The organism is Pseudomonas sp. LB-090624 (assembly GCF_003205205.1).
GTDB lineage: Bacteria > Pseudomonadota > Gammaproteobacteria > Pseudomonadales > Pseudomonadaceae > Aquipseudomonas.
Window position 1 is genome coordinate 1 of record NZ_QJRL01000025.1, and the last position, 20,760, is coordinate 20,760.

Here is a 20,760-nt window from a genome sequence, read left to right on the forward strand (position 1 = left end):
TCAACGTCGAGACCCCACCGGTGCCCGGCACCGACGACCAGGTCGACGTCAACTACAGCGTCGAAGAGCAGGCTTCCGGTTCGATCACCGCCAGCGTCGGCTTCGCCCAGAGTGCGGGCCTGATCCTGGGTGGTTCGATCAGCCAGAGCAACTTCCTCGGTACCGGTAACAAGGTGTCCATCGGGCTGACCCGTTCGGAATACCAGACCCGCTACAACTTCGGCTTCGTTGACCCCTACTTCACTGCCGATGGCGTCAGCCTGGGCTACAACGCCTTCTACCGCAGCACCGACTACGACGACCTCGACGTCGACGTGGCCAGCTATGCGGTGGACAGCTACGGTGCCGGCGTCAGCCTGGGCTACCCGATCAGCGAAACCTCGCGTCTGACCTACGGCCTGAGCGTGCAGCAGGACAAGATCAAGACCGGTAAGTACACCGTTGACGAGATCTTCGACTTCCTTGAGCAGGAAGGCGACAACTTCCTCAACTTCAAGGCTTCGATCGGTTGGTCCGAGTCGACCCTGAACAAGGGCGTGCTGGCCACCCGTGGCCACTCGCAAAGCCTGACCCTGGAATCGACCATTCCAGGCAGCGACCTGTCCTTCTTCAAGCTTGACTACCGTGGTCAGCTGTTCCAGCCGATCAACAACGATTACACCCTGCGCCTGCACACCGAGCTGGGCTATGGTGATGGTTACGGCAGCACCTCTGGCCTGCCGTTCTACGAGAACTACTTCGCAGGTGGCTTCAACTCCGTGCGTGGCTTCAAGGACAGCAGCCTTGGCCCTCGCAGTACGCCGAGCATCGGCGAGGCCGCGGGTGGCAAGCCAGGCACCATCGCCGACCCGGATCAGGATCCGCTGCCGTTCGGTGGTAACGTGTTGGTGCAAGGTGGCGTCGAATTGCTGTTCCCGCTGCCGTTCGTCAAGGACCAGCGTTCGCTGCGCACCTCCGTGTTCTGGGACGTGGGTAACGTGTTCGATACCAATTGCGGCAATAAGCCTGATTGCGAAAAAGTCGGCTTCTCGGGCATGGCCAGCTCGGTCGGCCTGGGCGTGACCTGGATTACCGCACTGGGCCCGTTGAGCTTCAGCCTGGCAATGCCGGTGAAGAAGCCGGACGATGCCGATACCCAGGTGTTCCAATTCTCTCTGGGCCAGACCTTCTAAGGTCGGCCCTTGCTTAATGACAACGGTTTATCCAGGAGTGCATCGTGCGTAAATTGGCTCAACTGGCCGTAGTGGCCGCGGCGCTGGTCGCCACCCCGGCTTTCGCCGAAATGAAGGTTGCCGTTCTGAACTATCAGATGGCCCTGCTTGAATCGGATGCCGCCAAGAAATACGCGGTCGATGCCGAGAAGAAGTTCGGCCCGCAACTGACCAAGCTGAAAAGCCTGGAAAGCAGTGCCAAGGGCATCCAGGACCGCCTGATCAAGGGCGGCGACAAGATGCAGCAGCAGGAGCGTGAGCGCCTGGAGCTTGAGTTCAAGCAAAAGGCCCGCGACTTCCAGTTCCAGTCCAAGGAGCTGAACGAAGCCAAGGCCGTTGCCGATCGCGACATGCTCAAGCAGCTGAAGCCGAAGCTGGACGGTGCTGTCGAAGAAGTGATCAAGAAGGGCGGTTACGACCTGGTCCTGGAGCGTGGTGCGGTCATCGATGTCAAGCCTCAGTACGACATCACCCGCCAGGTCATCGAGCGCATGAACCAAGCCCGTTGATATGAGTGTGACCATGACGCTAGGCCAGCTGGCCGAGGCCCTCGGTGCTACCCTCAAGGGGCCCGAGGCGCTGCAGATTACCGGGCTGGCCACCTTGCAAGAGGCTGGCCCGACGCAGTTGAGCTTCCTCGCCAACCCGCAGTACCGCAAGTACCTGGATAACAGCCAGGCCGGCGCGGTGCTGCTCAAGGCTGCGGATGCCGAAAGATTTGCCGGCAATGCCCTGGTCGTGGCGGACCCGTACCTGGCTTACGCGCGGATTTCCCACCTGTTCGATCCCAAACCCAAGGCTGAGGCGGGAATACATCCCAGCGCCGTGGTGGCGGAAGATGCCCAGGTGGACGCCAGCGCCAGCATCGGGCCGTTCGCGGTCGTCGAAAGTGGTGCGCGCATCGGCGCCAACGTCAGTATCGGCGCCCACTGCTTCATCGGTGCCCGCTGTGTGGTCGGTGAAGGGGGGTGGCTGGCACCGCGGGTCACGTTGTATCACGACGTGACCATCGGTAAGCGTGTGGTCATACAGTCGGGTGCCGTGATCGGCGGCGAGGGCTTCGGCTTCGCCAACGAGAAGGGCATCTGGCGTAAAATTGCACAGATCGGCGGCGTCACCATCGGTGATGACGTGGAGATCGGCGTCAATACTGCTGTAGACCGTGGCGCGCTGTCCGACACCCGGATCGGCGACGGGGTCAAGTTGGACAACCAGATCCAGATCGCTCACAACGTGCAGATCGGTGATCACACGGCCATGGCCGCTTGCGTCGGAATCTCCGGCAGCACGCGCATCGGCAAGCACTGCATGCTGGCCGGTGGTGTGGGGCTGGTTGGGCACATTGATATTTGCGACAACGTTTTCGTTTCCGGAATGACCATGGTTACCCGTTCGATCACTGAACCGGGTTCCTATTCTTCCGGCACTGCCATGCAGCCATTGGCTGACTGGCGCAAGAGCGCCGCGCGTATCCGCCAACTGGACGACATGGCCAAGCGTCTCCAGCAGCTGGAAAAACGCGTCGATACCGTGACCTCAGGTGGCCTGCCGACATCAGAAGGCTGATACCATTCCCTGAGCAAGAGTGAACAGTCGCTAGCTGGCTCCTCTTTGGATTGCAAAAGGAGCGTGTGGTCAGCACCTGCGCTCCCTATTCTTATTACAGGCTTCCCCCCCGAAATGATGGACATCAACGAGATTCGCGAATACCTGCCTCACCGTTACCCGTTCCTGTTGGTGGACCGCGTAACGGACCTGGACTTCGAGGCCCAGAGCATTCGTGCCTACAAGAATGTCAGCATCAACGAGCCGTTCTTCAATGGCCACTTCCCGGCGCACCCGATCATGCCGGGCGTCCTGATCATCGAAGCCATGGCCCAGGCGGCCGGCATACTGGGTTTCAAGATGCTCGATGCCAAGCCGGCCGATGGCACCCTGTACTACTTCGTCGGTTCCGACAAGCTGCGCTTCCGTCAGCCGGTGCTGCCAGGTGACCAGCTGGTGCTGGAGGCCCGGTTCCTCAGCCGCAAGAGCATGATCTGGAAGTTCGAATGCCGTGCGCTGGTCGACGGCAAGCCGGTTTGCTCGGCAGAAATCACCTGCGCGGAACGCTCCCTATGAATTCGATTGATCCTCGGGCCATTATCGATCCATCAGCCAGGCTGGCCGATGGTGTCGAGGTCGGCCCTTGGTCGATCATTGGCCCTGATGTAGAAGTCGGGGAGGGCACCGTTATCGGGCCGCATGTTGTGCTCAAAGGGCCGACCCGTATCGGCAGGCACAACCGTATCTTTCAGTTTTCCTCGATCGGCGAAGACACCCCGGACCTGAAGTACAAGGGGGAACCGACGCGGCTGGTCATTGGTGATCACAACGTGATCCGCGAAGGGGTGACCATTCACCGTGGTACCGTTCAGGACCGTGCGGAAACCACAGTGGGTGACCATAACCTGATCATGGCCTACGCCCACATCGGCCATGACAGCGTCATCGGTAATCACTGCATCCTGGTCAACAATACGGCGCTGGCCGGCCATGTGCATGTGGGTGACTGGGCAATCCTGTCCGGCTATACCCTGGTACACCAGTACTGCCATATCGGTGCCCACGCGTTTTCCGGCATGGGTACGGCAATCGGCAAGGACGTACCGGCGTTCGTGACCGTGTTCGGCAGCCCGGCCGAAGCCCGCAGCATGAACTTCGAGGGCATGCGCCGCCGCGGTTTCAGTGACGAGGTGATCCATGTGCTGCGTCGTTGCTACAAGATTGTCTACCGCCAGGGCCTGACCGTCGAAGATGCGCTCAAGGAGTTGGCTGAACCGGCTGCGCAACATCCTGAGGTCGAGCTGTTCCGCCAGTCGATCGTGAACTCCGCCCGCGGCATTACCCGCTGACATGGCCCGGCTTTGCGTAGCCTTGGTCGCAGGTGAGGCCAGCGGCGATATTCTGGGTTCAGGCTTGATGCGGGCTCTCAAGGAACGCCACCCCGAGGTCCGTTTCATCGGCGTGGGCGGCCCCTTGATGGAAGCAGAAGGCCTGCAATCCTACTTCCCCATGGAGCGCCTGGCGGTCATGGGCCTGGTCGAAGTACTGGGGCGCCTGCGCGAGCTGCTCAAGCGTCGCAAGCTGCTGATCCAAACCCTGATCGATGAAAAGCCCGATGTGTTCATCGGTATCGACGCCCCTGACTTCACCCTCAATATCGAACTCAAACTGCGCCAGGCCGGGATCAAGACCGTGCACTACGTCAGCCCTTCGGTATGGGCCTGGCGACAGAAGCGTGTGCTGAAGATTCGCGAAGGCTGCGACTTGATGCTGACGCTGCTGCCTTTCGAGGCGCGCTTCTACGAAGAGCAGGGCGTGCCGGTGCGCTTTGTCGGCCACCCGCTGGCCGACACCATCCCGCTTGAAGCCGACCGTGCCGCCGCCCGCGCCCTGCTGGGGCTTGGTGACGGGCCAGTGGTGGCACTGATGCCGGGCAGCCGTGGTGGCGAAGTGGGCCGCCTGGGCGCATTGTTCCTCGATGCCGCCGAGCGCTTGCGCCAGCAGGTGCCAGGCGTGCGCTTCGTGCTGCCTTGCGCCAATGCTGCGCGGCGCGCCCAGGTCGAGCAGATGCTTGAGGGGCGCCAGTTGCCGCTGACCCTGCTCGATGGCCAGTCGCATCAGGCCTTGGCCGCATGTGATGCCGTCCTGATCGCCTCGGGCACCGCTACCCTCGAAGCGCTGTTGTACAAGCGGCCGATGGTGGTGGCTTATCGCCTGGCGCCGTTGACCTACTGGATCCTCAAGCGCCTGGTGAAAAGCCCCTACGTGTCGTTGCCGAACCTGCTGGCCCAGCGTGAATTGGTGCCCGAGTTGCTGCAGGACGCTGCTACCAGCGAAGCCCTGGCCAAGACTTTGGCGCCGCTCGTGCAAGATGGCAGCCGGCAGACCGAACGCTTCGACGAAATTCATCGCACCCTGCGCCGTGACGCCTCAAACCAGGCGGCCGAAGCGGTACTGGCCCTGCTCAAGGACCGCTGACATGCAAATTGGATTGGACTTCAACCTGGTCGAAGATCTGGTTGCCGGTGTCGACGAAGTAGGCCGTGGCCCGCTGTGCGGCGCGGTGGTGACGGCGGCGGTGATCCTCGACCCGGCGCGGCCGATCATTGGCCTGAATGACTCGAAGAAGCTCACCGAGGCCAAGCGCGAGGCGCTGTTCGACGAGATTTGCGAAAAGGCCCTGAGCTTTTGCATCGCCCGCGCCGAAGTCGAGGAGATCGACCGCCTGAACATCCTGCAGGCCACCATGCTGGCCATGCAGCGTGCGGTCGAAGGCTTGCACGTTACACCCAAGCTTGCCCTGATCGACGGTAACCGCTGCCCGAAACTGGCAGTCCCGTCGGCCCCTGTGGTCAAGGGTGATAGCCAGGTGCCGGCCATTGCGGCGGCCTCGATCCTGGCCAAAGTGATCCGTGATCGGGAGATGAGTGCATTCGAACTGATCTACCCAGGTTATGGCATTGGCGGGCACAAAGGTTACCCAACCCCGGTGCATCTCGAAGCCTTGGCGCGCCTTGGGCCTACGCCCATTCATCGGCGCTCCTTCGCCCCGGTGCGGGCAGCCTGGGAAGCGCGCGAAGGCGTCACCGATTCCCTGATCTGACCTATTGGGGCCGCTTTGCGGCCCTTCGCGGGCATGCCCGCTCCCCAGGATTCATCGGTCTGAGCAGCGGTGCCGTACCTGCAGGAGCGGGCGTGCCCGCGAAGGGCTGCAAAGCAGCCCCAAAAAAAGCCCCTAGTTAGGCTACAATCCCGCCCTTGTCGTTCAGCACTGCTACAGGATCTTCCATGTCGGTTCCCTTCGTTCACCTGCGCGTCCACTCCGAATTTTCGCTGGTCGACGGCCTGGTGCGGATCAAACCACTGGCCAAGGCACTGGCCGGGATGAACATGCCGGCGGTAGCCATCACCGACCAGAGCAACATGTGCTCGCTGGTGAAGTTCTACAAGACTGCCATGGGCGCCGGCATCAAGCCGATCTGTGGTGCCGACCTGTGGCTGGCCGGGGCCGACCCGGAAGCGCCGCTGTCGCGCATCTGTTTCCTGGCCATGGACCCCAAGGGCTATCGCAACCTCACCGAACTGATTTCGCGCGGCTGGACCGACGGCCAGCGCAATGGCCTGGTCATTCTTCAGCGCGAATGGATCGCGCCTGCGAGCGAAGGCCTGATTGGTCTGTCCGCAGGCAAGGAGGGCGACATCGGCATGGCCCTGCTGGCCGGCCGGGAGGATGAAGCCCAGGCCCTGCTGCAAGACTGGATGGGCATGTTCCCCGACCGCTTCTATGTCGAGGTGCAGCGCACCAACCGCGCCCGTGACGAAGAATATGTGCACGCCGCTGTGGCCCTGGCCGACAAGCTCGGCGCGCCGCTGGTTGCCACCAACGACGTACGTTTCATCAAGCAGGCCGACTTCGACGCCCACGAAACCCGCGTGTGTATCGGTGAGGGCTGGACCCTCGACGACCCGCGCCGCCCGCGAGGCTACAGCGACCAGCAGTACCTGAAGTCGGCTGAGGAAATGGCCGAGCTGTTCAGCGACCTGCCCGACGCCATCGCCAACACCGTGGAAATCGCCAAACGCTGCAATATCCAGGTACAGCTGGGCAAGTACTTCCTGCCCGATTTCCCCACGCCCAACGGCATGGGCATCGACGACTACCTGCGGCATGTTTCCCACGAGGGCCTGGAAGAGCGCCTGGCGGTGCTGTGGCCGAAAGAGACCACGCCCAATTACGAAGAGAAGCGCCAGGTCTACCTGGACCGCTTGAAGTTCGAGCTGGATATCATCATCCAGATGGGCTTCCCCGGTTACTTCCTCATCGTTATGGACTTCATCAAATGGGCCAAGAACAACGATGTACCGGTTGGCCCGGGCCGTGGTTCGGGTGCCGGCTCGCTGGTGGCCTATGTCCTGAAGATCACCGACCTCGACCCGCTGGCCTACGACCTGCTGTTCGAGCGCTTCCTCAACCCGGAACGTATTTCCATGCCCGACTTCGACGTCGACTTCTGCATGGATGGCCGTGATCGGGTGATCGACTATGTGGCCGAAGCCTATGGCCGCAACGCGGTAAGCCAGATCATCACCTTCGGTACCATGGCCGCCAAGGCGGTGGTGCGTGACGTGGCGCGTGTGCAGGGCAAGTCCTACGGCCTGGCCGACCGCCTGTCGAAGATGATCCCGTTCGAAGTGGGCATGACCCTGGAGAAGGCCTACGAGCAGGAAGAGATCCTGCGCGACTTCCTCAAGGGCGACGAAGACGCCCGTGAAATCTGGGACATGGCCTTGAAGCTGGAAGGCGTGACCCGGGGTACCGGCAAGCACGCCGGTGGTGTGGTTATCGCACCGACCAAGCTCACCGACTTTTCGCCGATCGCCTGTGATGAAGAAGGCGGCGGCCTGGTAACCCAGTTCGACAAGGATGACGTCGAGGCCGCCGGCCTGGTGAAGTTCGACTTCCTCGGCCTGCGAACCCTTACCATCATCAAGTGGGCGATGGAGATCATCAACCGCGAGCAGGCCAAGAAGAACCTGCCCGATCTCAACATCGATTTCATCCCGCTGGATGACCGCAAGACCTACGAGCTGCTGCAGAAGGCCGAAACCACGGCGGTGTTCCAGCTTGAATCGCGCGGGATGAAGGAGCTGATCAAGAAGCTCAAGCCCGACTGCCTGGAAGACCTTATCGCACTGGTTGCGTTGTTCCGCCCAGGGCCGCTGCAATCGGGCATGGTGGACGACTTCATCAACCGCAAGCACGGCCGCGCCGAACTGGCCTACCCGCATTCCGACTACCAGTACGAAGGCCTCAAGCCGGTACTGGCCCCCACCTACGGCATCATCCTGTACCAGGAACAGGTGATGCAGATTGCCCAGGTCATGGCCGGCTACACCCTGGGTGGTGCCGACATGCTGCGCCGGGCGATGGGTAAGAAAAAACCCGAAGAAATGGCCAAGCAGCGCGGTGGTTTCATCGAAGGTTGCGTGGCCAACAATATCGATGCGGACCTGGCCGGTAACATCTTCGACCTGGTGGAGAAGTTCGCCGGCTACGGCTTCAACAAATCTCACTCTGCCGCCTACGGCCTGGTGTCGTACCAGACCGCGTGGCTGAAAACCCACCATCCGGCGCCGTTCATGGCAGCGGTACTGTCGGCGGACATGCACAACACCGACAAGGTGGTGGTGCTGGTCGAGGAAGTACGCAGCATGAAGCTGCGCCTCGACGCACCGGACGTGAACTTCTCCGACTTCAAGTTCACCGTCAACAACGACGGCCGTATCGTTTACGGCCTGGGCGCCATCAAGGGGGTCGGTGAGGGCCCGGTGGAGGCGATCGTCGAAGCGCGGGCCCAGGGCGGGCCGTTCAAGGATCTGTTCGACTTCTGTGAGCGCATCGACCTCAAGCGGGTCAACAAGCGTACCCTCGACGCGCTCGTGCGCAGCGGCGCGCTGGACCGCCTGGGGCCGCATTTCCATGACGAGATCAAGGCCTACCAGGCCAACATCGATCTCAACCGGGCGACCTTGCTGTCAGCGCTGGGCGAGGCGATCAAGGCCGCCGAGCAGGCCGCGCATACCGCTGACAGTGGCCATGTCGACCTGTTCGGCAGCATGTTCGCTGAAGCGGAGGTTGACGTTTATGCCAACCACCGCAAGGTGCGCGAGCTAACCCTCAAGGAGCGCCTCAAGGGCGAGAAGGACACCCTTGGCCTGTACCTGACCGGCCACCCGATCGACGAGTACGAGACCGAGATTCGCCGCTTCGCCCGCCAGCGCATCATCGACCTCAAGCCGTCACGCGAAACCCAGACCATCGCCGGCATGATCATTGCCCTGCGGGTGATGAAGAACAAGAAGGGCGACAAGATGGGCTTCGTCACCCTGGATGACCGCTCCGGGCGCATCGAGGCATCGCTGTTTGCCGATGCCTACATCGCGGCACAGTCCTTGCTGCAGAACGATGCAATGGTGGTGGTCGAGGGAGAGGTCAGCAACGACGACTTCTCCGGTGGCCTGCGCCTGCGGGTGAAGCAGGTCATGACCATGGAAGATGCACGTACCAAGCTGGCCGAGAGCCTGCGCCTGAAGGTGGCGCACGAAGCGCTCAAGGGCGACCGGCTGAAGTGGCTGGGCGAGTTGATCACCCGCCATCGTGGCGCGTGCCCGATCACCCTGGAGTACACCGGCAGTGATGCCAAGGCCATGCTGCAGTTCGGCGAGCAGTGGGCGATCGACCCGGCTGACGGGCTGATTCAGGCGCTGCGTGACCAGTTCGGGCGTGAGAACGTCTTCCTGCAATATCGTTGAATCGACAAAAATTTAATCTCGACCTGAATGCGCCTGATCCCTTAAGGTAGGGCGCCAAACGGATCAACCGGCCGGCCGCCTGGCCGTAGACCCAAGACGGATGACTATGAACCCGAATTTTCTCGATTTCGAACAGCCGATTGCCGACCTGCAAGCCAAGATCGAAGGCCTGCGCCTGGTAGGCAACGACAACTCGCTGAACATCAGCGATGAAATTGCCCGTCTGCAAGACAAGAGCAGCACCCTGACCGAAAGCATCTTCGGCAACCTGACCAGCTGGCAGATTGCCCGCCTGGCGCGTCATCCACGTCGTCCATACACCCTGGACTACCTGGAGCACATCTTCACCGAGTTCGAAGAACTGCACGGTGATCGCCACTTCTCCGACGATGCTGCCATCGTGGGTGGTACGGCGCGCCTGGACGGCAAACCGGTCATGGTCATTGGCCACCAGAAAGGCCGCGAAGTGCGCGAGAAAGTGCGCCGCAACTTCGGCATGCCGCGCCCTGAAGGCTACCGCAAGGCCTGCCGCCTGATGGAAATGGCCGAGCGCTTCAAGATGCCGATCCTGACCTTCATCGACACCCCGGGCGCCTACCCGGGCATCGACGCCGAAGAACGCAACCAGAGCGAAGCCATTGCCTGGAACCTGCGCGTGATGGCGCGCCTGAAAACCCCGATCATCGCCACCGTGATCGGTGAAGGTGGTTCCGGCGGTGCACTGGCTATCGGTGTGTGCGACCAGCTGAACATGCTGCAGTACTCTACCTACTCGGTGATCTCGCCGGAAGGCTGCGCTTCGATCCTGTGGAAGACCGCCGACAAGGCAGCTGACGCGGCCGAGGCCATGGGCATCACTGCCGAGCGCCTGAAGAGCCTGAACATCGTCGACAAGGTCATCCAGGAGCCGCTGGGCGGCGCCCACCGTGATCCGGCCAAGATGTCCGAAAGCATCCGTGCCGATCTGGTGCAGCAACTGGACATGCTCGGCAAGTTCGACAACGATGCGCTGCTGGCCCGTCGTTACGAGCGCCTGATGAGCTACGGCCTCTGATTCTGATTGCCCCGGGGCCGTTTTGCGGCCCTTGGGATTGATGGCACCGGCTTCGCCGGTGTTCGCGGGTAAAGCCGCTCCCGCAGGTAATGCACGGCCCCTGTGGAAGCGGGTTTACACGCGGATGTGGCATCATACTTTTCGAGGTCTTGATGATTGATCTCGCCCCCTGGCTCAACGCCCCCTCTTGGTGCATCGCTTTCTCTGGCGGCCTCGATTCCACCGTCCTCCTGCACCTGCTGGCCGAGTACGCCCGCAACCACGCATCCCCCCCGCTGCGCGCCGTCCATATCCACCACGGCCTGCAAGGCGCTGCCGATGCCTGGCCCAGCCACTGCCAAACCGTCTGTGACGATCTCGGCATTCAACTCCAGGTCATCCATGTCCAGGTCAGCCCCGGCGCCAGCCTGGAACAAGCTGCCCGCGACGCCCGCTATGCCGCTTTCAGGCAAACCCTGGGCCCAGGCGGCATCCTGTTCACCGGGCAGCACCGCGACGACCAGGCCGAAACCCTGTTGTTCCGCTTGTTGCGCGGTGCCGGCCTGCGTGGCCTGGCGGCAATGCCGGGGCAGCGGGCGTTGGGGCAGGGCAGCCTGGTCAGGCCGTTGCTGGCCTGTTCCCGACAACAGTTGCAGGATTATGCCGAGGCCCAAGGGCTGACCTGGATCGAAGACCCGTCTAACGCCGACACCCAATTCGCACGCAACTTCCTGCGCGGCGAAGTGATGCCCCGGTTGCAGCAGCGTTGGCCGCAGGCCAGCCAGAACTTCGCCCGTGCAGCACAGCATTTGGGAGAGGCGCTGGGCATGCTGGACGAACTGGCCCAGGAAGACCTGGCGCTTGCGGGGGAGGGCGCGCCCATCGCCTGGGCAGGGCTGGACTCCCTCGACCTGGCAGCCCTGAGGGCACTCTCCCCGGCGCGTCAGCGCAACGCCTTGCAATACTGGCTGAGCCGGCGCAGCCGGTTGCCCGATACCCGGCATTGGGCCGGTTGGGTAGATTTGCGCGATGCCGCTGCCGATGCACAACCGGTCTGGCGGCTGGCTGACGGGCAGCTGCTGCGCAGCCAGGGGCGCATCTGGTGGTTGAGCGGCGATTGGTTGCAGCATCCTGTTGGCCAGCTGGACTGGCCAGTGCCCGGGCTGCCGTTGCTGCTGCCAGGCAACGGCAGTGTGCGACTGGTTGGCGCAGCCGGCCTGCACGGGCTGCGCGTAGCCTACCGGCAGGGCGGTGAAGTGCTGGAGGTTCCCGGCCGAGGCCGACGTGAGCTCAAGCGCCTGCTCAACGAGCAGCAGGTACCGCATTTCCTGCGTTCGCGCCTGCCGCTGCTGTACCACGGCACGCGCCTGTTGGCGGTGGCCAACCTGCCCGGGCTGTTGCAGGCGGATTGCCAGCTGCACTGGCAGTTACCGACGAACGCGCAAGGTTTGAGCTGAAGGGTACATTCCGGTAGACTACCCTCCCTTCTTGATACAACTTCTGTGGGTTCCGCGAAAACACAGCAGTTGCCGATTACCAAGCAGTTTTTTGCTGGGCTGATTCTGAAAATGACGAGCGAGCTCCATGCCGGGGATAACCCTGGTCTGTACAGACGCGGCAGTTTTTCGAGATGCACTGTGATTGACGCAGGTGATCGGGGGCTTCGGCCTTCCTTCGCTTTCTCCGGCGGCGCTGGCCGCCTTAACGCAGACTTCTAGGGTTTTTCATGACGCGCTACATATTCGTCACGGGCGGTGTTGTTTCTTCATTGGGGAAAGGCATTGCCTCGGCTTCCCTGGCGGCCATCCTGGAAGCGCGGGGCCTGAAGGTCACCATGCTCAAGCTGGATCCGTACATCAACGTCGATCCGGGCACCATGAGCCCGTTCCAGCACGGTGAAGTGTTCGTCACCCACGATGGCGCCGAGACCGACCTCGACCTGGGCCACTACGAGCGGTTCATCCGCACCACCATGACCCAGAACAACAACTTCACCACCGGCCGTATCTACGAGCACGTGCTGCGCAAAGAACGCCGTGGTGACTATCTGGGCGCGACCATCCAGGTCATCCCGCACATCACCGACGAGATCAAGCGTCGCATCATCAAGGGCGCCGGCGATGCCGACGTGGCCCTGGTGGAAATCGGCGGTACCGTGGGTGACATCGAGTCGCAGCCGTTCCTCGAAGCAATCCGCCAGCTGCGTGTAGAAGTAGGCTCCAAGCGCGCCATGCTGATGCACCTGACCCTGGTCCCGTACATCGCCACCGCTGGCGAGACCAAGACCAAGCCGACCCAGCACTCGGTCAAGGAGCTGCGCTCCATCGGCCTGCAGCCGGACGTGCTGATCTGCCGCTCCGACCACCCGGTCGATGCCTCTTCGCGTCGCAAGATCGCGCTGTTCACCAACGTTGAAGAGCGTGCGGTGATTTCGCTGGAAGACGTCGACACCATCTACAAGATCCCGGGCGTGCTGCACGCACAGGGCCTGGACGACTTCGTCGTCGAGCGCTTCGGCCTGCAGTGCAATGGCGCCGACCTGTCCGAATGGGACAAGGTGGTCGATGCCAAGCTCAACCCGGAGCAGGAAGTGACCATCGCCATGGTCGGCAAGTACATGGAGCTGCTGGATGCGTACAAGTCGCTGATCGAAGCGATGAGCCACGCCGGCATCACCAACCGCACCAAGGTCAACCTGCGCTACATCGACTCGGAAGACATCGAGAACCAGGGCACCAGCCTGCTCGAAGGCGCCGATGCCATTCTCGTGCCAGGCGGTTTCGGCCTGCGCGGCGTAGAAGGCAAGATCACCGCGGTGCAATACGCCCGTGAGAACAAGGTTCCGTACCTGGGTATCTGCCTGGGCATGCAGGTGGCCGTGATCGAGTTCGCCCGTAACGTGATGGGCTGGAAAGACGCCAACTCCACCGAGTTCGACCGCAACAGCGGCCACCCGGTCGTTGGTTTGATCACCGAGTGGGCCGATGCCACTGGCGCGGTCGAGACCCGCGACGAAGCTTCCGACCTGGGCGGCACCATGCGCCTGGGTGCACAGGACTGCCAGCTGGCTGCCGGTTCCAAGGTGCACGACTGCTACGGCAAGGACGTGATCACCGAGCGTCACCGTCACCGTTACGAAGTGAACAACAACCTGCTGCCGCAACTGGTCGACGCTGGCCTGGTGGTTTCCGGTCGTTCCGAAGACGGCGCGCTGGTGGAAGTGGTCGAATCCAAGGACCACCCATGGTTCGTCGCTTGCCAGTTCCACCCGGAGTTCACCTCCACCCCGCGTGACGGCCACCCGCTGTTCAGTGGTTTCGTCAAGGCAGCCCTGGCTCAGAAGAACAAGGCCTGATCAATGACCCAGAAGATCATTCGCGTCGGTAACATCGAGATCGCCAACGACAAGCCGTTCGTCCTGTTCGGCGGCATGAACGTCCTGGAGTCCCGAGACCTGGCAATGAAGGTCTGCGAAGAGTACGTGCGGGTTACCGAAAAGCTCGGTATCCCGTATGTGTTCAAGGCCAGCTTCGACAAGGCCAACCGTTCGTCGGTAACGTCGTACCGTGGGCCGGGCATGGAAGAAGGGCTGAAGATCTTCGAAGAGATCAAAAGCACCTTCAACGTACCGGTGATCACCGACGTGCACGAGCCGTATCAGGCCGAGCCGGTGGCCAAGGTGTGCGACATCATCCAGCTGCCGGCCTTCCTGTCGCGGCAGACCGATCTGGTAGTGGCCATGGCCAAGACCGGTGCGGTGATCAACATCAAGAAGGCCCAGTTCCTCGCACCCCAGGAAATGAAACATATCCTGGCCAAGTGCGAAGAGGCCGGTAATGACCAGTTGATCCTCTGCGAGCGTGGTTCCAGCTTCGGTTACAACAACCTGGTGGTGGACATGCTCGGCTTCGGCATCATGAAGCAGTTCGAGTACCCGGTGTTCTTCGACGTGACCCACGCCCTGCAAATGCCGGGTGGTCGCGCCGATTCCGCCGGTGGCCGCCGCGCCCAGGTTACCGACCTGGCCAAGGCCGGTATGAGCCAAGGTCTGGCCGGGCTGTTCCTTGAAGCCCACCCCGACCCGGACAACGCCAAGTGCGATGGCCCGTGCGCGCTGCGCCTGGACAAACTGGAGCCATTCCTGGCCCAGCTCAAGCAACTGGACGACCTGGTGAAAAGTTTTCCGACGGTAGAAACCGCGTAAAGCTCATTTCTCGGGTAAAGTACTGCCCGTTCCACCCCTGACCCGCCGGTCAGGGGCTCCCTTCACTTGGCCTGCCAATCGCGATTTCAGCCAGGTGAACGGCAAGAATTCTCTAAGCTGCGTTGTTTTCGTCAATTCTGGAGTGCTTACAACAATGGCAAAAATCGTCGACATCAAAGGTCGTGAAGTTCTCGATTCGCGTGGCAACCCCACTGTGGAAGCCGATGTACTGCTCGACAACGGCATCATCGGCAGCGCTTGCGCGCCGTCCGGTGCTTCCACCGGCTCGCGCGAAGCGCTGGAGCTGCGTGATGGCGACAAGAGCCGTTACCTGGGCAAGGGCGTGCTGAAGGCCGTCGCCAACATCAACGGCCCTATCCGTGACCTGCTGCTGGGCAAGGATCCTTCCGACCAGAAGGCCCTGGACCGCGCCATGATCGAGCTGGACGGTACCGAGAACAAGGCCAAACTGGGCGCCAACGCCATCCTGGCCGTGTCCCTGGCTGCCGCCAAGGCCGCTGCCCAGGACCAGGACCTGCCGCTGTACGCGCACATCGCCAACCTGAATGGCACCCCGGGCCAATACTCGATGCCAGTGCCGATGATGAACATCATCAACGGTGGCGAGCACGCCGACAACAACGTCGACATTCAGGAGTTCATGGTGCAGCCGGTTGGCGCCAAGACCTTCTCCGACGGCCTGCGCATGGGCACTGAAATCTTCCACCACCTCAAAGCCGTGCTGAAGGCCCGTGGCCTGAACACCGCCGTCGGTGACGAAGGTGGCTTTGCACCGAACCTGGCTTCCAACGAAGACGCCCTGGGCGCCATCGCCGAAGCCGTGGAAAAAGCCGGCTACAAGCTGGGCACCGACGTGACCCTGGCCCTGGACTGCGCTGCTTCCGAATTCTACGAAGACGGTAAGTACAACCTGTCCGGCGAAGGCAAGTCGTTCGACGCCGAAGGCTTCGCCGACTACCTGAAGGGCCTGACCGAGCGTTTCCCGATCATCTCGATCGAAGACGGCCTGGACGAATCTGACTGGGCTGGCTGGAAAATCCTCACCGACAAGATCGGTGAAAAGGTCCAGCTGGTAGGTGACGACCTGTTCGTGACCAACACCAAGATCCTCAAGGAAGGCATCGAGAAGGGCATCGGTAACTCGATCCTGATCAAGTTCAACCAGATCGGCTCGTTGACCGAGACGCTGGAAGCCATCCAGATGGCCAAGGCTGCCGGCTACACCGCAGTGATCTCGCACCGTTCCGGCGAAACTGAAGACTCGACCATCGCCGACCTGGCCGTGGGTACTGCAGCTGGCCAGATCAAGACGGGTTCGCTGTGCCGTTCCGACCGCGTTTCCAAGTACAACCAGCTGCTGCGCATCGAAGAGCAACTGGGCGCCAAAGCGGTTTACCGTGGTCGTGCCGAGTTTCGCGGCTAAGCAAGAGATGGTAAAAAGACAGTAGCCGGAGCTGCAGGGGCGTTCTTACTGAACTGAACTGCGTTCCAACGGGTTTCTGTCGACGAAGCCTGGCCTCGGCCAGGCTTCGTGCTATTCGAGGCCCCGTAGAAGTACGCGGCAGCCTTTTTAACCTGGATAACGTGATGCGCAGTCCCTATTGGTTGTTCCTCGTTCTGCTCCTGCTGTTGGGAGGCCTGCAATACCGCCTGTGGGTGGGTAACGGCAGCCTGGCGCAAGTGACCGAGCTGAAGCAGCAGATTGCCGACCAGCATGCCGAAAACGAGCGATTGCTCGAGCGTAACCGTGTGCTCGATGCCGAAGTGCTTGAGCTGAAGAAAGGCATGGAGACCGTTGAAGAACGCGCCCGCCATGAATTGGGGATGGTCAAAGAGGGCGAAACCCTCTTCCAGTTGCCACAGAAATGATCGAAACCTTACCGGCCTTCTGGGCCGTGATTCCTGCTGCGGGCGTTGGCGCCCGCATGGCTGCCGACCGCCCCAAGCAGTATCTGGAGCTGGCCGGGCAGACCCTTCTCGAGCATAGCCTCGACTGTTTTCTTGGCCACCCGGCGCTGAAAGGTGTGGTGGTCAGCATTGCCGAAGACGACCCGTACTGGCACGGCCTGCGCTGTGCCAGCGACCTGCGAATCCAGCGCGCAGCGGGCGGGCGTGAGCGCGCCGACTCGGTACTGAACGCCTTGCTGCTGCTGCATGCCCAAGGGGCGGCAGACAGCGATTGGGTGCTGGTGCACGATGCCGCGCGGCCAAACCTGGCACGCAGCGACCTGGACAAGCTGTTGGCGGAGTTGGCGGATGACCCAGTGGGTGGCCTGCTGGCGGTGCCGGCGCGTGACACGCTCAAGCGTGCCGATGGCAACGGGCGGGTAAGCGCTACGGTGGACCGCAGTACCATCTGGCAGGCCTACACGCCACAGATGTTTCGCCTTGGTGCCTTGCACCGGGCGCTGGCTGAGTGCCTGGTGTCCGATGTGGTGGTGACCGATGAGGCTTCGGCCATCGAATGGTCCGGCCAGGCGCCGCGGCTGGTCGAGGGGCGTAGCGATAACATCAAGGTGACCCGGCCTGAAGACCTGGAGTGGTTGCGTCAGCGCTGGGCGGGTAGGCGCTGAACATCGTTCTCCTGTACTGGCCCATTCGCGGGTGAACCCGCGAATGGGCCAGTACAGGCGGCGCATCCCTTCACCCGAAACGATATTCCGGCAACCCCGCCAACCCTTCCTTCAGGTAATCCACCAACCGCCGCACCTTCGGCGACAGGTGTCGCTGTTGCGGATACAGCGCCCATACCGCCGTATTCGGCGGCTGGTGCGCTTCGAGCAAAGACACCAGCGCACCAGTGTTCAGGTGTTCCAGCACGTAGTAGTCCGGCAACTGGCACAACCCGATCCCTTGCAGCGCCGCATCCAGCACTGCCTGGCCACTGTTGCAGCGCCAGTTGCCCTGTATCCGCTGGCTGATTTCGCGGCCGTCCTGCTGCAGCGCCCATAAGTCCGAACTGCCCACCAGGCAATTGTGCCGCGCCAGCTCCGACAGGCTATGCGGCCTGCCATATCGCTCCAGATAAGCCGGCGAGGCGCACAGATACATGCGCCGTGGCGCCAGGCGGGTGGCTACCAGGCGCGAATCGGCCAGCCGGCCCAGGCGGATCGCCAGGTCCATGCCTTCATGCAGCAGGTCGAGGGTGTGGTTACTCAATTCCACGTCCACCCGTAACTGCGGATACAACGCCATGAACCGCGTCACCAACGGCACGATGAAACGTTCGCCATAGGCCACAGCGCAGGTCATGCGCAGCAAGCCCTTCGGCTCGCTGGCCAGATCGCCCATGGCACGCAGGGCTTCCTCGCGGCCATCCTGCAGGCGCTGGCAATGCTGCAAGAAGGTCTGCCCGGCTTCACTCAGCGTCACCCGGCGGGTACTGCGGTACAGCAGACGGGTCTGCAAGCGCTCCTCCAGCCGGGCGATCTGCCGACTGATGTGCGACGAGGACACCCCCAGGCGCTCGGCGGCGGCGGTGAACTGGCCCGACTCGGCCACGGCGACGAATTCGTCGATCCCTTCCCAGCGGCTGCTCATGGATTATCCCTGTATGGCAATAATGTTTTGTCTTTGGCCTGATTATTCATTAAAAGGCGCTGAATTACACTGCAAGACTGAATCGACCCTCTGTCTGGAGACCTTTGATGATCAAGTCCCGTGCTGCCGTAGCCTTCGAAGCCAAGAAACCCCTGGAAATCGTCGAAGTCGACGTGGCCATGCCCAAGGCCGGCGAGGTGCTGCTGCGCGTGGTCGCCAGCGGTGTCTGCCACACTGACGCCTACACCTTGTCCGGCGCCGACCCGGAAGGCATCTTCCCATCGATCCTCGGCCACGAAGGTGGGGCTATCGTCGAAGCGGTAGGCGAGGGTGTGACGTCGGTGGCCGTGGGGGATCACGTGATCCCGCTGTACACGCCGGAATGCGGCAAGTGCAAGTTCTGCCTCTCGGGCAAGACCAACCTGTGCCAGGCCATTCGCGCCACCCAGGGCAAAGGCCTGATGCCGGACGGCACCACGCGCTTCTCGTACAAGGGCCAGCAGCTGTTCCACTACATGGGCACCTCGACGTTCTCCGAGTACACCGTGCTGCCGGAAATTTCCGTGGCCAAGATCCAGAAGGAAGCCCCCCTGGAGAAGGTCTGCCTACTGGGCTGCGGCGTCACCACCGGTATCGGTGCAGTGCTCAACACCGCCAAGGTCAAGCCGGGTGACACAGTGGCCATCTTCGGCCTCGGCGGCATCGGCCTGTCGGCCGTGATCGGTGCAGTGAAGGCCAAGGCGTCGCGGATCATCGCCATCGACATCAACCCGGCCAAGTTCGAGATCGCCCGCCAGCTGGGCGCCACCGACTGCATCAACCCGAAAGAGTACGACCGCCCGATCCAGGAAGTGATCGTCGACCTCACCGACGGTGGCGTGGACTTCTCCTTCGAGTGCATCGGCAACGTACAACTGATGCGCGCCGCCCTGGAATGCTGCCACAAAGGCTGGGGTGAGTCGGTCATCATCGGCGTGGCCGGTGCCGGCCAGGAAATCGCCACCCGCCCGTTCCAGTTGGTGACCGGTCGGGTATGGCGTGGTTCGGCGTTCGGCGGCGTGCGTGGCCGCAGCGAGCTGCCAAGCTACGTGGAAATGTCCGAAAAGGGCGAGATTCCGCTGGACACCTTCATCACCCACACCATGGGCCTGGAGGACATCAACAAGGCCTTCGACCTGATGCATGAAGGCAAGAGCATCCGCAGCGTGATCCACTTCTGAGGTGTGCCATGAGCCTGGATAATATCTCCTGCCAAAAGAGCTTCGGCGGCTGGCACAAGCGTTACCGGCATCACTCCAAGGTGCTGGGTTGTGACATGGTGTTCGCTGTGTACCTGCCGCCGCAGGCCGAGCAGGGTGAAAAGCTGCCGGTACTGTACTGGCTCAGCGGCCTCACCTGCACCGACGAGAATTTCATGCAGAAGGCCGGCGCCCAGCGTCTGGCCGCCGAGCTGGGGCTGATCATCGTGGCCCCCGATACCAGCCCGCGTGGCGAGCAGGTGCCGGGCGATCCGGACGGCGCCTGGGACTTCGGCCTGGGCGCTGGCTTCTACCTCAACGCCACCCAGCAACCTTGGGCGCAGCACTACCGTATGCACGACTATGTGGTGGAAGAACTGCCGGCGCTGATCGAGGCACACTTCCCAGCGTCGGCCGAGCGCAGCATCAGCGGCCACTCCATGGGCGGGCATGGCGCACTGGTATGCGCCTTGCGCAACCCGGGGCGCTACCGCTCGGTCTCGGCGTTCTCGCCGATCAGCAACCCGATGGATTGCCCGTGGGGCGAGAAGGCGTTCAGTCGCTACCTGGGCGAAGACCGTGCGCGCTGGCGCGAGTGGGATGCCAGCGTGCTGCTGGCCGAGACGCCTGCTGGCGAGTGCCCACCCTTGCTGGTAGACCAGGGCGACCGCGACGACTTCCTCGAGAAGCAGCTCAAGCCCGAAGTGCTGGAGCAGGCGGCACGCAAGGGCGGCCATGAACTGACCCTGCGCCTGCAGCCTGGCTATGACCACAGTTACTACTTCATCGCCAGCTTCATCGAAGACCACCTGCGCCATCATGCGGTGGCGCTGGGGCGGGTTTAAGCCGTAGCATTTTCAGCGTTTGTGATACCGAGCGCCGCCCGCGCGGCGCATCGCGAGCTGCGCTCGCTCCGTTTGTTTCGACCAATTATGCCTGGGGGATTTACGCGCGACCGCGTTGGCGCATGACGCGATATCGCGTCATTCAAACAAGGCGGTCGCGCGCGCCTGTCACAGGCGTTACTGGCCCGAAAAAAACGTAGGAGCGAGCGCAGCTCGCGATGCGCCGCGCGGGCGGCGCTCGATCTCGCAGGCGCCGCCAATACAGCGTCAATCACCTCACGCCCCAATGCCTCAAAAGCAGGTAGAATCA

General features: G+C 62.2%; 18 protein-coding genes. 17 read left to right on the forward strand and 1 reads right to left on the reverse strand.

All coding sequences use genetic code 11. The annotated features are described in order from the left end of the window. The 15 genes from bamA to ispD form a co-directional block, all read left to right on the forward strand. On the forward strand, positions 1–1,172 hold a 1,172-nt coding region (bamA, locus tag DMX11_RS19840), incomplete at its 5' end, for an outer membrane protein assembly factor BamA (protein ID WP_110746054.1). Positions 1,173–1,216: 44 nt separating this feature from the next. Beyond that, positions 1,217–1,720 (forward strand): OmpH family outer membrane protein, encoded by a 504-nt coding sequence (locus tag DMX11_RS19845; RefSeq protein WP_003252311.1) that lies wholly within the window; start codon positions 1,217–1,219, stop codon positions 1,718–1,720. A gap of 1 nt (position 1,721) precedes the next feature. Continuing rightward, on the forward strand, positions 1,722–2,777 hold the full coding sequence (lpxD, locus tag DMX11_RS19850) for a UDP-3-O-(3-hydroxymyristoyl)glucosamine N-acyltransferase (RefSeq protein ID WP_110746055.1): 1,056 nt from the start codon (positions 1,722–1,724) through the stop codon (positions 2,775–2,777). A gap of 114 nt (positions 2,778–2,891) precedes the next feature. After that, positions 2,892–3,332: a 3-hydroxyacyl-ACP dehydratase FabZ gene (gene fabZ / locus DMX11_RS19855; RefSeq protein ID WP_051097422.1), complete on the forward strand. Its 441-nt coding sequence runs from the start codon at positions 2,892–2,894 to the stop codon at positions 3,330–3,332. After that, a complete protein-coding gene (gene lpxA / locus DMX11_RS19860; RefSeq protein WP_110746056.1) occupies positions 3,329–4,105 on the forward strand; it encodes an acyl-ACP--UDP-N-acetylglucosamine O-acyltransferase in 777 nt (258 codons plus the stop codon). Before fabZ ends, lpxA begins: the two co-directional genes overlap by 4 nt. A 1-nt stretch (position 4,106) precedes the next feature. Beyond that, complete coding sequence (gene lpxB / locus DMX11_RS19865; protein ID WP_110746057.1) at positions 4,107–5,234, forward strand: lipid-A-disaccharide synthase; 1,128 nt, start codon at positions 4,107–4,109, stop codon at positions 5,232–5,234. Between the two features lies 1 nt (position 5,235). Then, positions 5,236–5,859, forward strand: coding sequence for a ribonuclease HII (rnhB, locus tag DMX11_RS19870; RefSeq protein WP_110746058.1), 624 nt, complete (start codon positions 5,236–5,238; stop codon positions 5,857–5,859). Positions 5,860–6,044: 185 nt separating this feature from the next. Continuing rightward, positions 6,045–9,569, forward strand: coding sequence for a DNA polymerase III subunit alpha (gene dnaE / locus DMX11_RS19875; protein ID WP_110746059.1), 3,525 nt, complete (start codon positions 6,045–6,047; stop codon positions 9,567–9,569). 106 nt (positions 9,570–9,675) lie between these two features. Further along, positions 9,676–10,623, forward strand: coding sequence for an acetyl-CoA carboxylase carboxyltransferase subunit alpha (locus DMX11_RS19880; protein ID WP_110746060.1), 948 nt, complete (start codon positions 9,676–9,678; stop codon positions 10,621–10,623). Positions 10,624–10,775: 152 nt separating this feature from the next. Continuing rightward, positions 10,776–12,059 (forward strand): tRNA lysidine(34) synthetase TilS, encoded by a 1,284-nt coding sequence (gene tilS / locus DMX11_RS19885; RefSeq protein ID WP_110746061.1) that lies wholly within the window; start codon positions 10,776–10,778, stop codon positions 12,057–12,059. 269 nt (positions 12,060–12,328) lie between these two features. Then, the gene (locus tag DMX11_RS19890) at positions 12,329–13,957 is read left to right on the forward strand and encodes a CTP synthase (RefSeq protein ID WP_110746062.1); all 1,629 of its coding nucleotides are present in this window, start codon (positions 12,329–12,331) and stop codon (positions 13,955–13,957) included. A gap of 3 nt (positions 13,958–13,960) precedes the next feature. Continuing rightward, positions 13,961–14,806 carry a 3-deoxy-8-phosphooctulonate synthase gene (gene kdsA / locus DMX11_RS19895; RefSeq protein ID WP_110746063.1) on the forward strand — a complete coding sequence of 282 codons (846 nt, stop codon included), beginning with the start codon at positions 13,961–13,963 and terminating at the stop codon, positions 14,804–14,806. A 154-nt stretch (positions 14,807–14,960) separates the two neighbouring features. Then, entirely contained in the window at positions 14,961–16,250 is a 1,290-nt protein-coding gene (gene eno / locus DMX11_RS19900) for a phosphopyruvate hydratase (RefSeq protein WP_003252333.1), read from the forward strand. Between the two features lie 164 nt (positions 16,251–16,414). Further along, complete coding sequence (ftsB, locus tag DMX11_RS19905; protein WP_004576849.1) at positions 16,415–16,696, forward strand: cell division protein FtsB; 282 nt, start codon at positions 16,415–16,417, stop codon at positions 16,694–16,696. After that, positions 16,693–17,400: a 2-C-methyl-D-erythritol 4-phosphate cytidylyltransferase gene (gene ispD / locus DMX11_RS19910; RefSeq protein ID WP_110746064.1), complete on the forward strand. Its 708-nt coding sequence runs from the start codon at positions 16,693–16,695 to the stop codon at positions 17,398–17,400. The genes ftsB and ispD overlap by 4 nt, the downstream gene beginning before the upstream one ends. Before the next feature lie 70 nt (positions 17,401–17,470). On the opposite strand, the gene DMX11_RS19915 is transcribed toward ispD, so the two are convergent. Then, positions 17,471–18,367 carry a LysR substrate-binding domain-containing protein gene (locus tag DMX11_RS19915; protein ID WP_110746065.1) on the reverse strand — a complete coding sequence of 299 codons (897 nt, stop codon included), beginning with the start codon at positions 18,365–18,367 and terminating at the stop codon, positions 17,471–17,473. Positions 18,368–18,474: 107 nt separating this feature from the next. Between DMX11_RS19915 and DMX11_RS19920 the strand changes: the two genes are divergently transcribed. Together DMX11_RS19920 and fghA are read left to right on the forward strand one after the other, a co-directional pair. Then, positions 18,475–19,587 (forward strand): S-(hydroxymethyl)glutathione dehydrogenase/class III alcohol dehydrogenase, encoded by a 1,113-nt coding sequence (locus DMX11_RS19920; RefSeq protein ID WP_110746066.1) that lies wholly within the window; start codon positions 18,475–18,477, stop codon positions 19,585–19,587. A gap of 8 nt (positions 19,588–19,595) precedes the next feature. Further along, positions 19,596–20,450, forward strand: a complete 855-nt coding sequence (gene fghA, locus DMX11_RS19925; protein WP_110746067.1) for an S-formylglutathione hydrolase — start codon at positions 19,596–19,598, stop codon at positions 20,448–20,450. Positions 20,451–20,760: the final 310 nt, after the last annotated feature.

What these genes read in the sequence shown, in the direction of transcription:
- eno (WP_003252333.1), top strand. Translation starts at nt 14,961, where the DNA reads ATGGCAAAAATCGTCGACATCAAAGGTCGTGAAGTTCTCGATTCGCGT.
- kdsA (WP_110746063.1), top strand. Translation starts at nt 13,961, where the DNA reads ATGACCCAGAAGATCATTCGCGTCGGTAACATCGAGATCGCCAACGAC.
- ispD (WP_110746064.1), top strand. Translation starts at nt 16,693, where the DNA reads ATGATCGAAACCTTACCGGCCTTCTGGGCCGTGATTCCTGCTGCGGGC.
- fghA (WP_110746067.1), top strand. Translation starts at nt 19,596, where the DNA reads ATGAGCCTGGATAATATCTCCTGCCAAAAGAGCTTCGGCGGCTGGCAC.
- tilS (WP_110746061.1), top strand. Translation starts at nt 10,776, where the DNA reads ATGATTGATCTCGCCCCCTGGCTCAACGCCCCCTCTTGGTGCATCGCT.
- lpxB (WP_110746057.1), top strand. Translation starts at nt 4,107, where the DNA reads ATGGCCCGGCTTTGCGTAGCCTTGGTCGCAGGTGAGGCCAGCGGCGAT.
- DMX11_RS19915 (WP_110746065.1), bottom strand. Translation starts at nt 18,367, where the DNA reads ATGAGCAGCCGCTGGGAAGGGATCGACGAATTCGTCGCCGTGGCCGAG.
- dnaE (WP_110746059.1), top strand. Translation starts at nt 6,045, where the DNA reads ATGTCGGTTCCCTTCGTTCACCTGCGCGTCCACTCCGAATTTTCGCTG.
- fabZ (WP_051097422.1), top strand. Translation starts at nt 2,892, where the DNA reads ATGATGGACATCAACGAGATTCGCGAATACCTGCCTCACCGTTACCCG.
- DMX11_RS19880 (WP_110746060.1), top strand. Translation starts at nt 9,676, where the DNA reads ATGAACCCGAATTTTCTCGATTTCGAACAGCCGATTGCCGACCTGCAA.
- DMX11_RS19890 (WP_110746062.1), top strand. Translation starts at nt 12,329, where the DNA reads ATGACGCGCTACATATTCGTCACGGGCGGTGTTGTTTCTTCATTGGGG.
- DMX11_RS19920 (WP_110746066.1), top strand. Translation starts at nt 18,475, where the DNA reads ATGATCAAGTCCCGTGCTGCCGTAGCCTTCGAAGCCAAGAAACCCCTG.
- rnhB (WP_110746058.1), top strand. Translation starts at nt 5,236, where the DNA reads ATGCAAATTGGATTGGACTTCAACCTGGTCGAAGATCTGGTTGCCGGT.
- lpxD (WP_110746055.1), top strand. Translation starts at nt 1,722, where the DNA reads ATGAGTGTGACCATGACGCTAGGCCAGCTGGCCGAGGCCCTCGGTGCT.
- lpxA (WP_110746056.1), top strand. Translation starts at nt 3,329, where the DNA reads ATGAATTCGATTGATCCTCGGGCCATTATCGATCCATCAGCCAGGCTG.
- ftsB (WP_004576849.1), top strand. Translation starts at nt 16,415, where the DNA reads ATGCGCAGTCCCTATTGGTTGTTCCTCGTTCTGCTCCTGCTGTTGGGA.